At 58.9% G+C, this 13,164-nt stretch carries 12 protein-coding genes and 1 pseudogene; 5 read left to right on the top strand and 8 right to left on the bottom strand.

Going from position 1 to position 13,164, the window contains the following annotated elements; genetic code table 11:
* The first annotated feature begins 237 nt into the window (after positions 1-237).
* From IAE50_RS12885 to IAE50_RS26735, 5 genes and pseudogenes are all read left to right on the top strand, one after another.
* Positions 238-1,782, top strand: a complete 1,545-nt coding sequence (locus IAE50_RS12885; protein WP_200580423.1) for a PTS transporter subunit EIIC — start codon at positions 238-240, stop codon at positions 1,780-1,782.
* A 12-nt stretch (positions 1,783-1,794) separates the two neighbouring features.
* Positions 1,795-3,156, top strand: coding sequence for a 6-phospho-alpha-glucosidase (locus IAE50_RS12880; RefSeq protein WP_200580422.1), 1,362 nt, complete (start codon positions 1,795-1,797; stop codon positions 3,154-3,156).
* 95 nt (positions 3,157-3,251) lie between these two features.
* Complete coding sequence (gene sseA, locus IAE50_RS12875) at positions 3,252-4,094, top strand: 3-mercaptopyruvate sulfurtransferase (protein ID WP_200580421.1); 843 nt, start codon at positions 3,252-3,254, stop codon at positions 4,092-4,094.
* Complete coding sequence (locus tag IAE50_RS12870) at positions 4,095-4,874, top strand: MurR/RpiR family transcriptional regulator (RefSeq protein WP_023481216.1); 780 nt, start codon at positions 4,095-4,097, stop codon at positions 4,872-4,874.
* A gap of 12 nt (positions 4,875-4,886) precedes the next feature.
* Positions 4,887-4,997: pseudogene (locus IAE50_RS26735) on the top strand (hypothetical protein); the annotation flags it as partial.
* Positions 4,998-5,233: 236 nt separating this feature from the next.
* Here the strand turns inward: IAE50_RS26735 and IAE50_RS12865 are convergent.
* The 8 genes from IAE50_RS12865 to iscA form a co-directional block, all read right to left on the bottom strand.
* Positions 5,234-7,231 carry a M48 family metallopeptidase gene (locus tag IAE50_RS12865; RefSeq protein WP_200580420.1) on the bottom strand — a complete coding sequence of 666 codons (1,998 nt, stop codon included), beginning with the start codon at positions 7,229-7,231 and terminating at the stop codon, positions 5,234-5,236.
* A gap of 109 nt (positions 7,232-7,340) precedes the next feature.
* The gene (gene sseB / locus IAE50_RS12860) at positions 7,341-8,117 is read right to left on the bottom strand and encodes an enhanced serine sensitivity protein SseB (RefSeq protein WP_200580419.1); all 777 of its coding nucleotides are present in this window, start codon (positions 8,115-8,117) and stop codon (positions 7,341-7,343) included.
* A 337-nt stretch (positions 8,118-8,454) separates the two neighbouring features.
* The gene (gene pepB / locus IAE50_RS12855; protein WP_200580418.1) at positions 8,455-9,741 is read right to left on the bottom strand and encodes an aminopeptidase PepB; all 1,287 of its coding nucleotides are present in this window, start codon (positions 9,739-9,741) and stop codon (positions 8,455-8,457) included.
* Positions 9,742-9,840: 99 nt separating this feature from the next.
* On the bottom strand, positions 9,841-10,041 hold the full coding sequence (gene iscX, locus IAE50_RS12850; RefSeq protein ID WP_023481246.1) for a Fe-S cluster assembly protein IscX: 201 nt from the start codon (positions 10,039-10,041) through the stop codon (positions 9,841-9,843).
* A gap of 1 nt (position 10,042) precedes the next feature.
* Entirely contained in the window at positions 10,043-10,378 is a 336-nt protein-coding gene (gene fdx, locus IAE50_RS12845; RefSeq protein ID WP_200580417.1) for an ISC system 2Fe-2S type ferredoxin, read from the bottom strand.
* A 1-nt stretch (position 10,379) separates the two neighbouring features.
* On the bottom strand, positions 10,380-12,230 hold the full coding sequence (gene hscA / locus IAE50_RS12840; RefSeq protein WP_054803487.1) for a Fe-S protein assembly chaperone HscA: 1,851 nt from the start codon (positions 12,228-12,230) through the stop codon (positions 10,380-10,382).
* A 17-nt stretch (positions 12,231-12,247) separates the two neighbouring features.
* Positions 12,248-12,763 (bottom strand): co-chaperone HscB, encoded by a 516-nt coding sequence (hscB, locus tag IAE50_RS12835; protein ID WP_124967581.1) that lies wholly within the window; start codon positions 12,761-12,763, stop codon positions 12,248-12,250.
* Positions 12,764-12,835: 72 nt separating this feature from the next.
* Positions 12,836-13,159 (bottom strand): iron-sulfur cluster assembly protein IscA, encoded by a 324-nt coding sequence (iscA, locus tag IAE50_RS12830; protein ID WP_200580416.1) that lies wholly within the window; start codon positions 13,157-13,159, stop codon positions 12,836-12,838.
* Between the last annotated feature and the right edge of the window lie 5 nt (positions 13,160-13,164).

Below are 13,164 nucleotides of genomic sequence, written 5' to 3'. Positions count from 1 at the left end.
ATCATTCGCAACGGTTAGAAATACAAAATATCTGATGGATTCTGGAAAGCATCTCGCAAAGCGCATTTTTTGCGCGACGCCCGTGATGTTAGGCCGATCACACCCCGTGACGTAACATGTAACGTTGCGCGTCATTTGTTTTTAAAACAATAAGATAGATAGCGACAACACCCGACCGACTGCTAACGTTATGCGGTCTGTGTCCCTTACTACGCGGTGCTAATAAGCGAGAACACTATGTCCAGAGCCGTGAATGCCCTACAAAATTTTGGTAAGTCCCTTTTTGGCCCGGTGCTCATTTTGCCGATCGTTGGCCTGTTTATTGCTTTCGGTAATATCTTCGGCAATGGCAATCTGGCCGAATACCTCCCCTTTCTTGGCCACCCTCTTATTCAGCATACGGGTCAGTTGATCGCCAAATCCGCCGTTTCGGTGCTCGCCAACCTTGCGCTGGTGTTTGCCGTCGGGATCCCGGTCGGGCTGGCTTCGCGTGATAAAGGCTATGCCGCGCTGATTGGCCTGGTGACCTTTATCGTTTTCATTAATGCCATGAATGTCACGCTGCAATTGCAGGGCGCGCTGGCACCGGCCGATCAGATGAAAGCCGCAGGCCAGGGGATGGTGCTGGGCGTGCAGGTGCTGGAGATGGGCGTTTTCGCCGGGATCCTCACCGGCGCGCTGTCGGGTTATCTCTACGACCGCTACTCCCGCGTGCAGTTTTCCGGTGCGATGGCGATCTACTCCGGGCACTGCTTTGTCGCGATTATTATGTTGCCGGTCTCAATGGTGCTTGGCGTAGTAATGAGCGAGCTGTGGCCCTTCGCCCAGCACGGCATCAGCGCGCTGGCGCTGGCGATTAAAGGCGCAGGCCCGTTCGGCGTGGCGATTTACGGTTTCCTGGAGCGCATTCTGGTGCCGACCGGGCTGCATCATCTGGTCTATACGCCGTTTTTGTATACCGAACTCGGCGGCACGGCTGAGGTGTGCGGCAGCAGCTATCAGGGCGCGCGCAACATCTACTTTGCCGAAATGGCCTGCCCGGGTGTGACCAAACTGAGCAGCACCGTGGTGTGGGATGCGCGCGGCATCAGCAAGATGTTTGGCCTGCCCGCAGCGGCGCTGGCGATGTATGTGACGGCGAAACCGGAACGCAAAGCCGCAGCAAAAGCGATTTTGATCCCCGCCGCGCTCACCTCGCTGCTGGTTGGCGTCACCGAGCCGATTGAGTTCTCTTTCCTCTTTATCGCCCCGCTGCTGTTCGTGGTGCATGCGGTGCTGACCGGCATCGGCATGATGCTCTTCTCACTCTTCGGCGTTCATGCCATCGGCGCGAACGGCATTATCGACTTCATTCTCTACAACCTGCCGCTCGGCACCGAAAAGTCCAACTGGCCGATGTATCTGCTGGTCGGGCTGATTATGTTCGTCCTCTACTTCATCACCTTCCGCTTCCTCATTCTGCGCTTCAACATGAAAACGCCGGGGCGCGAAGAGGAGAGCGAAGAGACGCGCCTCTACAGCAAGCAGGAGTACCAGGCGAAGGGGAATAACGACGCGGTGGGCGAAGCGATTATTAATGGCCTCGGCGGGCGCGAAAATATCGAGGTGGTGGACAACTGCTACACCCGCCTGCGCGTAACGGTGAAAGATGTGGCGGCTATCAATGAGCCGCAGCTGAAAGCTACCGGCGCGAAAGGCGTGATTAAACAAGGTAATAACGTTCAGGTGGTCTACGGGCTGCATGTCAAAAAAATGCGAGAAGCTGTTGAGATGTTTCTCTGAAGGAGTCCAGAAATGGTTAAACCCCCGTTTATCTTATCCATTGCCGGTGGTGGCAGCACGTATACGCCGGGCATCGTCAAAAGCCTGATGGTGCGGCTGGAGGATTTCCCGCTGGCGGAAATTCGCCTCTATGACATTGATGCCGAGCGGCAGAACACCATTGCGCCGGTGGTCGAGAAGGTGATTCGCGACCACAGCGAGAGCATCAAATTTACCGTCACCAATGATGCCGAAACCGCCTTTAGCGGCGCGCACTTTGTCTTCGCCCAGATGCGCGTCGGCCAGTACAAGATGCGCGAGCAGGACGAGAAGATCCCGCTGCGCCACGGCGTGGTCGGCCAGGAGACCTGCGGGCCAGGCGGGCTGGCCTACGGCCTGCGCACCATTTTGCCGATGGTCGAGCTGATCGACCTGGTCGAGCGTTACGCGGATAAAAAAGCCTGGATCGTTAACTATTCCAACCCGGCAGCGATTGTCGCTGAAGGGGTACGCCGTCTGCGCCCGCACGCGCGGGTGCTCAATATTTGCGATATGCCGGTGGCGGCGATGCGCAATATGGGCGCGATCCTCGGGGTCGATCGCCACCAGCTTGAGGTCGACTATTTTGGCCTTAACCACTTCGGCTGGTTTACCCAGGTGCGCGTCGATGGCGAAGATCGCCTCCCCGCCCTGCGCGAGCACGTCGCGCGCTTTGGCCTGCTGACGGAAGATGCCGCCCAGACCGATCCGCAGCATGCCGATCCGTCATGGGTGAAAACCTGGCGCAACATTAAGCCGATCATGGATCACTTCCCGGAGTATCTGCCGAACCCCTATTTGCAGTACTACCTGATGCCGAACGAGATTGTCGATCATCAGGATCCGAACTACACCCGCGCCAATGAGGTGATGGACGGGCGTGAGAAAAAACTCTTTGCCGCGGCGGCTGAGTATAAGCAGACCGGCATTCTGCCTGATGCGTTCCACGTCGGCGTTCACGGCGCGTTTATTGTCGATGTCGCCTGCTCGCTGGCCTTCAACCTGCGCCAGCGTCACCTGGTGATTGTTGAAAACAAGGGCGCGATTGCCAACCTGCCTTACGACGCGATGGTGGAAGTGCCTGCTTACATCACCAGTAACGGGCCGGAGCCGGTGCGTATGGGCGCGGTGCCGCTGTTCCACCAGACGCTGTTAATGCAGCAGCTGGCCTCGGAGCAGTTGCTGGTGGAAGCGACGATGGAGGGGAGTTACGAGAAGGCATTGCAGGCCTTTACCCTTAACCGCACCGTGCCGACCATGCAGCATGCGAAGGCGATCCTCGATGAGATGATTACCGCCAACCAGGATTACTGGCCGGCGCTGCAAAAAGCCTGGGAAAACGGCAAAGCGGTGTAATTTTCCGAGGTGGCTCGCGGCGCGAGAGATGGTAGCTTGTCGGGTAGTGAAAAAACGTTAACAATTCAGATAACTGTTGATGACCCGGAGGCACCATGTCCACCTCTTTTTTTGTCGCGGCCGACTGGCTGATAGAGCACAGCGATGATCCTGAAATCCAATTGATTGACGCCAGAATGGCGCCGGTTGGCCAGGAGCATCGCGATATGAAAGCGGAGTACCGCGCCGGACACCTGCCCGGTGCGGTCTTTTTTGATATTGAAGCCCTCTCCGATCACACCTCTCCCCTGCCCCATATGCTCTCTCGCCCGGAGACCTTTGCCGTCGCCATGCGCGAGTTAGGCGTCTGCCAGGATAAACACCTGGTGGTGTATGACGAAGGCAACCTCTTCTCCGCGCCGCGCGCCTGGTGGATGCTGCGCAAGGTTGGCGTTGAGAAGGTCTCTATTCTGGCCGGTGGGCTGGCGGGCTGGCAGCGTGATGCCCTGCCGTTACAGCAGGGCGATGTTGCGCTGCCGGAGTCTGATTTCACCGCCAATTTCGATCCCTCCGTGGTGAAAAAAGTGACCGATGTGCTGCTGGCGAGCCACGAAGGCACCGCGCAGCTGGTCGATGCCCGCCCGGCGCCGCGTTTCAGTGGCGAAGTGGACGAGCCGCGCCCTGGACTTAAGCGCGGCCATATTCCCGGCGCGCTGAATGTGCCGTGGGTCGATCTGGTGGCGGATGGTGAGCTGAAAACCACCGATGAGTTGCTGCGCATTTTCCAGCAACAGGGTGTTGATCTGCATAAGCCGATTATCGCCAGCTGCGGCTCCGGCGTGACCGCCGCAGTGGTGCTGCTGGCGCTGGAGACGCTCGGTGTCAATACGGCAACGCTCTATGACGGCTCGTGGAGTGAATGGGGCGCGCGCGACGACCTGCCTGTCGAAAGCGTGTAGATGGATAACCGACTTGCGCCTCTGCTGACGCGCGGGGAGTCACTCTCCCGCGCTGAATACCGCGTGCTGGCTCATCTTACGGAGCACCCGCTGCTGGTGGGCAACATTACCGTGCGCGCGCTGGCGCAGGCGACCTATGTCTCGACAGCGACGATTATTCGTCTCTGTCAGAAGCTGGGGTTTAGCGGTTTTAGCGAGTTTATCTGGCACTGCAAGCAACTGCTGGCGGATACGCCGCACCTGGCGGAGCAGCACCATGACGGCGTCGGCGAGCTGCCCGCTCTGTTCCAGCAGTTTATGGTCAATTATCAGCACACCTTTCAGTGGGTGACCGAGGAGAAGCGGCGGCAGTTTGCCAGCCTGCTGCGCGAGCGGGAGAGCTTTTTTCTCTACGGCGCGGGGTTCTCCTATCTGTTTGCCGAGTACCTGACCAAAAAGTTACAGGTGCTGGGCAAAACGGCGTTTATCTCCGGCCCCGGCGACAGCCGCAATATCTTTCTCAGCAACGCCGCGCGTTATCAGGTGTTTATTGCCGTTTCGCGCAGCGGAGAGACCGAGCAGGTGCTGGATAAAGCGCGGATTGCGCGCACGGTGGGGATGACGGTGGTGGCCTTTACCCGCGCGTCGGCCAATTCGCTGGCGGCGCTGGCGGATGTGCATTTCGCCCTTTACGACGAGGCGGTGCATTTCGCCGCCGAAGCGGCGGGGATCACCTCGTTTGAGTCCAACCTGGTGCTGCTGATGGATCTGCTGCTGCTGGAAGCAACGCAGGCCGGGTGACGGTGCGGTGAAATGCCTGATGGCGCTGCGCTTATCAGGCCTACAAAGGCAGCCCATGCGATCCCTGGGCCGGATAAGGCATTTACGCCGCCATCCGGCATTCACACGGCACCAAAAACGTAGGCCGGATAAGGCGTTTATGCCGCCATCCGGCATTAACACGGCACCGAAACCGTAGGCCGGATAAGGCGTTTATGCCGCCATCCGGCATTCACACGATACCGAAAATGTAGGCCGGATAAGGCGTTTATGCCGCCATCCGGCATTCACACGGCACCGAAACCGTAGGCCGGATAAGGCATTTATGCCGCCATCCGGCATTCACACGGCGCCGAAACCGTAAATCGCCATCGGCAATATCACGCCGAATGTTTCGACAACTCCCGGCGCGCCCACGCGCTTTCCACATACTCATTGAGCGCAACGTAAAACTCCTCGATGGACAACTTCTCGCGCTGCTCGCCTTTCAACAGACCGCCGGGCAGGCTCAGCACCACTTTGCGGTTTTTCGGCTCGAAGATGAAGTTGCGCACCAGCCGGCTGACAAGCAGCTTCGGTGGCTGATACCCCTCGCGCCAGAAGAGATCGATAAATACCCAATCATTAATGCTGCGAATGCCAATATTCTCGATGGCGTCGAGCATAAACGGCGCGCTGAGCTGATAGCTCTCAATCCCCTGCGCCGTCAACGTAAAGAGCGGCTGGCGCACGCGGGTGTACATCGTCCAGCTTGCCAGCGCAAAGAGCAGTGAACCAGCCACAAGGCCGAAGGTAATCATATCCATCGGACTGTTGGCCGAAGAGTTCCACTGAATGCTCAGCGTAAACACCATCACCGCGGCCGCCGCACAGAGCATCGTCAGCCCAACGAAGATCCACAAATTTTTCTTGCGCAGTGAGACCACCAGCGTATCGGTGGCGCGGGAAGCGAGATCCTTAAGCTCAGAGTGATAAGCCTCGTAATGGGCGTCAACTTCGCTGGCCATGCCGCTGGTCAGCGCCTTAGAGAGCGCAGAGGCATCGCGAAACAGGCTACGCATCCAGAGATAATCCGCTTCCCCGACCGGGCGCGACGCTTGCGCCATCAGCGCATCATCCAGCGGAACGTTAAGCTGTTCAATACGCGCACGGGTTGGCGGATGGCTGTCGGTCGGGTGCGCCAGCGCCTCTTCCAGTGATGCGGAGAGATCAAACCGTTCGCCGCTGCGCAGTTCAGTAAAGAGGCTATGCACCAGATCGTCAGTCTCCAGTTTGCGCTGGAAGAACTGCTCCATCGGCCCCTGAAAACGCTCATTGAGGGCGGAGAAACGCAGCAGCGACGCGGCAAGCGCCATTGATGAGCTGGTGCGCGCTCCTGCCGCATCCGCTGCGAGTTCACGCACGCGGCTCCAGCCACTCACCGTTTCGTGGAACTGGCGGAAAAACCACATGCCAAGATGGATGGTCGGGTTAAGCGCCAGACGCTCCAGCCAACCGCTGCCGCCAACATCACGGTAGAAGTAGTTGAGGCTGTTCTCCATCCCGGCGTAAAGCCCGGCAAAGTGCAGCGTATAGAGCGTGTCATTACCGGAGAAGTGCCCCAGTTCGTGACCGATGACCGCTGCAACTTCCTCTTTATTCATAAACGCCGCATAGCTGAGCGGGAAGTAGAGGGTGTTGCCGGTAAGCCGTTCGCCCTTCTCGATCTGCACCGGGCTTGCGGTGACGTAGAAGCCCTCGAACAGGCCCACCACAATATTATCCGGGACGATCGCCTGCCCGCGCTGCGCAAGCTCCCTGACCCAGCGCCACAGTTCCGGCGCATCGTTTTCGCGCACGGCGGTGCCGTGCACCTCCATATCCTGCGGCTCAAACAGGGTGAAACATTTTTTCAGCAGGAAGAGGCTCTTCAACACCATAATCAGCAGGGAGCCAATCACCAGCAGAATGAACAGCACCAGCTTGATGTTTAACGCGCTAGCAGGCCCCAGGGTGTAGAGCCAGCAGATTTCATACAGGAAGACCGCGATCAGCGCAAAACCGATGCAGGACATTACGGTGACCATGATAAAAGGCAGCAGTTTACGACAGAGGTTAAAGGCGACAATCAGGTGATCGGCAGAGAGGCGCGCCCTGCGCACGCTATAGAAACAGAGCGCCACCGCGCTGGTGCTGGCAAGCAGTGCCATCAGTGACAGAAAGATACCGGCTTTCGACAGAAAGTGGCGCAGCAGATCGGCCGCCGCGCTGTGCCCGACGGTGCCATATCGCGTGACCTGGTAGACATAGCCATCATCGATACGAATGTTTTGCCAGCAGGCATAAACAAGCAATAAGAGGGGCACGCCGAAGCAGTAGAGCAGAGTTTTTCTGTCCATAACCTTAACCGTAAAGAAACGTAAAAGCGCACCCTACCACAGGGATGGGCTGAATACATTCCCCACGAATTTAGGGGGGTAAGCGGTACGGGGCGTACCGCCTGAGACGTTAGATAATGCGGTTGGTTTTGAAATCGCGCAGGAAGCTACCCCAGCGGCGCTCGTAGAACGGGGTGATGTGCGCCAGCATAAAGTGGCTGATGCCCTTCTCGCCTTCGGCGACCTGGCAGATATCGATTGGCTCATCGCCCGGCAGCGTATCGGTCGCCACGCTGCCCGCGGCATGAATGATCTCTTCGATATCGCCTTCGGCTTCAATGCCAATTAACAGGTTCGCCTGCGCGTCGGCCTGCTCTTTGATGGAGCAGATAAAGGCGCGTTTGACGGTTTTGATGCTTTTGAACAGCGTGGTCAGGGAGTCAACCATCTGCGCGGGCGGCTCGGCAACTTCCGAGAGCAGCAGCGCGGTACCGCCTTCAAGCACCTCTTGCTGGCTGAGCGGGCTGCCCTCTTCGCCAACCAGATGGCTGATTTCTCGCGGGGTGAACTCTTTCCCGGTTGGCAGCTTAGCGTTAAGGAACAGAGTTTCGCCGAGCGTCATTTCAAACAGCGTGCGCGCAGGCATCACCACAAAGGCCTGCTCGTCGTCGATTGCCTGTTGCAGGGCGGCAAGGGAGGTGAAAAAGGGGATCACCGAGGTGCCGTCATCTTTTTCCCAGTGCTGGATATCGAGCGCGCTCTCTTCCACCACCGCTTCGCCTTCTGCGGCATTGCCTGGCACCCAGACGGTAGAGTCGAGCAGCGTGCGGAAAAAAGCCGGACGGTAAGCGGGTTCGGTCGCCGCCTGCTCAAGCAGGGTTTCTAATTCGTTTTTCGTTTCGGACATAGGATCTCTGGTTCGTTTTCGTGCGTCATCGCGCCCGGGTTTTGCGCATTGCCGGATGGCGGCATTGCCTTATCCGGCCTACGGGTTCAGTGCCGCTTTATTGCCGGATGGCGGCGAAACGCCTTATCCGGCCTACGTTTACGAGCGCAACCCGTGGCTACGGGGCGCTTTATTGCCGGATGGCGGCGAAACGCCTTATCCGGCCTGGGTTTCGGGCGCAACCCGTGGCTACGGAGCCGCTTTATTGCCGGATGGCGGCGTTTCCTTATCCGGCCTACATTTTGCAGCGGGTTGCTTTTGTAGGCCTGATAAGCGTAAGCGCCATCAGGCACACCGCTTACTCGGCGGTCAACAGATTAGCAACGGTGCGCACACCCAACCCTGTCGCACCGGCGGCCCACTGCTCAACCGCCGATTTACGGTAGGTCGCCGAGCAGTCGATATGCAGCCAGCCCTGCTGATAGTTTTCAACAAAGTGCGAGAGGAAACCGGCGGCGGTGCTCGCCCCTGCCGGGAAGGCCGCGCTGGCGGTGTTATTCAGCTCGGCAAAGTTGGACGGCAGCTGGTGACGGTGGAACTCCGCCAGCGGCAGACGCCAGAACGGCTCGTTTTCCGCCGCTGCGCTGTTTAGCAGGCGGCCCGCCAGCCCGTCATCGAAGCTGAACAGCGCATGGTAGTCATTGCCCAGCGCGGTTTTCGCCGCACCGGTCAGCGTCGCGGCATCGATAATCAGCTGCGGTTTTTGCGCAGAGGCGTCAATCAGGCCATCTGCCAGCACCAGACGCCCTTCCGCGTCGGTGTTCATCACCTCAACTTTTTTGCCGTTGCGGTAGTGAATAATATCGCCCAGCTTGAAGGCGTTGCCACTGACCATATTGTCAGCGCAGCAGAGCCACAGCTTCACGCGCTTGTTCAGGCCACGGTTGATGGCAAACGCCAGCGCACCGGTCACCAGCGCCGCGCCGCCCATATCGGATTTCATCGAATCCATAAATGCGCTCTGCTTCAGGCTGTAACCGCCGGTATCAAAGGTGATGCCTTTGCCCACCAGCGCGGCGTAGACCGGCGCATCCGGATTACCGGTCGGGTTGTAATCGAGCGCCAGCAGCACCGGCGGACGCTCGGAGCCGCGCCCTACGGTATGCAGCCCCATATAATTCTGCTCGCGCAGATCTTCGCCTTTGGTGATGCGGTAAGAGACATTGTCGCCGCCAACGCTGAAGAGCAGATCGACCGCGCGCTGTGCCAGCTGCTCCGGCCCTAGCTCTTCCGCCGAAGCATTGATGGTGTCACGCACCCAGTCGATCACTTTCAGGCGGCTATCCAGCTCTTTCTGCTCTGCTTCATCAAGCTGCGCCCACTCGACTTTACGCGTCCCTTTTGGCCCTTTATAGCCAGACCAGAACGCCCAACTGCGATCCGCATCCCACCCTTCGCCGCTCAGGGCGACATGTTTGATGCCGAGGCCGTCGATTTTGCGCGCCGCGCGCTGAATAAGACCGAGATCGTCGTTGCCGGTTAAGTGCAGTGCGATGCCGTCGTTGTTGATGCTGTAGGCTGCTTTTTCACCCCAGCGCGCGTCGGCGGGTTGCGTGGTGAGGGTGACTTTCATAGCTTCTGTCATTCTTTTTATCCTTTTCACAATCGCCGGAGGGCAAATGCCTGCTCCGGCCAACGGTTGTGTCCATAAAAACGGGCCACCCTAAGGCAGCCCGTTTGATGATTATGCTGCTTCGTCTAACCAGACTAGCAGAATCGCTTCAAGAATTTTTTCATTCGATGCAGCCGGATCGTCATCAAACTCTTCCAGCTCGCAGATCCACTGATGCATATCGGTGAAACGTACGGTGGTCGGGTCAACGTCCGGGCGGCTGTCATACAGCGCTTCGCCGATTTCACGGCTGTCGGTCCACTTCAGCCCCATCTTAGTGCTCCCGCGCGTGGTTGATGGTGTAACGCGGGATCTCGACCACCAGATCTTCATCGGTGACGCGCGCCTGGCAGCCTAAACGGCTCTCCGGCTCCAGACCCCAGGCTTTATCCAGCATGTCATCTTCGTCTTCGCTGCTTTCCGGCAGCGAGTTAAACCCTTCACGCACCACGCAGTGGCAGGTGGTGCAGGCGCAGGATTTTTCACAGGCGTGTTCAATCTCAATGCCGCCGCGCAGGGCGACATCCAGAATCGTTTCACCGCTCTTTGCTTCCAGAACTGCGCCATCCGGACAGAGGTCCTGATGAGGCAGAAAAACAATTTTAGGCATATTAAACCTCGTCGACGGAATGGCCTTTTAATGCGCTGCGTACGGACTGATCCATACGACGCGCGGCGAATTCCTGGGTTTGTTTATCTACATTTTTAATGGCGTGTTCGATGGCGTCGGTATCATCGGTTTCGGCAACCGCGCGCAACTGCGCAACCGCCTCGTCGATCTCCGCCCGCTCTGCGGCGCTTAGCAGCGCGGCATCCGCGGCGATCGCGCTGGTGACACTCTCCAGCACGCGCGCGGCTTCCACTTTCTGCTCCGCCAGCATGCGCGCTTTCACGTCCTGCTCGGCGAAACTCATGGAGTCTTTAATCATGTCGGCGATTTCGCCGTCGGTCAGCCCGTACGAGGGTTTCACCTGGATGGAGGCTTCCACGCCGGTCGATTTTTCCATCGCCGTGACGCTCAGCAGACCGTCGGCATCCACCTGGAAGGTGACGCGAATATGCGCCCCGCCAGCCGGCATTGCCGGAATGCCGCGCAGGGAGAAACGCGCCAGCGAACGGCAGTCGCTCACCAGTTCACGCTCGCCCTGCATCACATGGATCGACATCGCGGTCTGCCCATCTTTGAAGGTGGTGAACTCCTGCGCACGCGCCACCGGAATGGTGGTATTACGCGGGATCACCTTCTCAACCAGGCCACCCATGGTCTCCAGCCCTAACGACAGCGGGATGACGTCCAGCAGCAGCATTTCGCTGTCCGGCTTGTTGCCGACCAGAATATCGGCCTGGATAGCCGCGCCAATGGCGACCACTTTATCCGGGTCGATGGAGGTCAGCGGCGTGCGGCCAAAAAACTCGCCCACGCGTTCGCGCACCAGCGGCACGCGGGTCGAACCGCCGACCATTACCACTTCCAGCACCTCGTCAGCTTCAACGCCCGCATCTTTCAGGGCGCGGCGGCAGGAGAGCAGCGTGCGTTTTACCAGCGGCGCGATTAATGCGTCGAACTGTTCACGGGTGATTTCACCCTGCCAGCCCGCCACATTGACCGCCACGCGGTCGGCATCGCTCAGGGCGATTTTGGCGGCAATCGCCGCATCCAGCAGTTCGCGCTGCTGGCGGGCATCGCTGCGTTCGGAGATGCCCGCCTGCTCGCAGATAAAGTCCGCCAGCAGGTGGTCGAAATCGTCGCCGCCGAGAGCGGAATCACCGCCGGTGGCCAGCACTTCAAACACCCCGCGGCTCAGGCGCAGGATCGAGATATCGAAGGTGCCGCCGCCGAGATCGTAGACGGCAATGACGCCCTCTTTACCGGAGTCGAGACCGTAGGCGATCGCCGCCGCCGTCGGTTCGTTCAGCAGGCGCAGCACATGCAGGCCCGCCAGACGCGCGGCGTCTTTGGTGCCCTGGCGCTGAGCATCATCGAAATAGGCAGGCACGGTGATCACTACGCCATCCAGCTCGCCCGCCAGCGATTCTTGCGCGCGGGCGGCAAGGGCTTTGAGGATATCGGCAGAGACGCGGATCGGGTTAACCAGACCGGCGCGGGTGACAATCATCGGCAGGCCGTTTTCGCTCGCCTGGAACTGCCACGGCAGGTGCGGATAGCGCGCCTGGATATCCGCAAGGCTGCGGCCCATCAGGCGTTTTACCGAGCTAATGGTGTTGACCGAATCGAGCGCGGCGTTGTTGCGCGCATCAAAGCCCACCACGTGGCTTTCGGCCTGATAGTGGACGACAGAGGGGAGCAGATGGCGCCCGGCGCTGTCGGCCAGCGTTTCCGCCTGGCCGCTACGTACCGTCGCCACCAGCGAGTTGGTGGTCCCGAGGTCGATGCCTGCCGCCAGCCGACGCTGGTGCGGTGCGGCGCTCAGACCCGGTTCACTGATTTGTAATAAGGCCATGATGTGCTTCCAGAAATTTAAAAACCGAGCAGTTTTTCTTCGAGTTGTTCTGTTGAGCTGCGCAGTTTATCGAGAAAACGTAGTTTACGCACGGTATCCGCCGCCGTCTCCCACGCTTGTGCATCAAGTTGTTCAACCATCTGCTGATGACGGGCGTCATACATGCCTTTGATGCGCGCCTGAAAAGCTTCCAGACGGGCGGCGTCTTCAGCCTGGGCAATCTCATCCAGCTCTTCTCGCAGCTCCAGCTGTTCCATCAGGAAAGCGGTGTCGCGCACGGTGTGCTGTTCAGAGGCCAGATCGAAGCCGTGCAGCGAGAGCAGATACTCTGCGCGCAGCAGCGGATGGCGCAACGTTTGCCATGCCTGGTTGATGGTCGCGGATTGCTGTACGGCGGCCAGTTGCTCAGACTGCGGCTGGCTGGCGAAGCGATCGGGGTGGAACTGCCGTTGCAGATCCTGGAAACGCGTGGCCAGCGCCTGGGTGTCGAGTGGGTACTGGGCCGGCAACCCAAAGAGGGTGAAGTAATCCATAACAATTCCGGGTATGCAATCGTAACAAACCCCACGCGCAGGCGACTGCGGTGGGGTCATCGTCAGAGGCGATTAGACGTGGAAGCTTTCGCCGCAACCGCACTCATCTTTCACGTTCGGGTTGGTGAACTTAAACCCTTCGTTGAGGCCTTCTTTTACGAAGTCCAGCTGAGTGCCGTCGAGGAACTGCAGACTTTTGCCGTCAACCACTACCTTCACGCCTTTGTCTTCGAACACCGTATCTTCTTCGTTCGGTGCGTCGACAAATTCCAGCACGTAAGCCATACCAGAACAACCGGAGGTTCTCACCCCCAGGCGCAGGCCAAACCCTTTACCACGGTTGGCCAGGAAGGCATTTACTCGCGCGGCGGCACTGTCGCTGAGGCTAATGGACATGACAA

Source organism: Kosakonia sp. S42 (assembly GCF_016624785.1).
GTDB classification, from domain to species: domain Bacteria; phylum Pseudomonadota; class Gammaproteobacteria; order Enterobacterales; family Enterobacteriaceae; genus Kosakonia; species Kosakonia cowanii.
The sequence above is the reverse complement of the archived record's forward strand: the minus strand, read 5'-3'. Positions and strand labels throughout refer to the sequence as shown.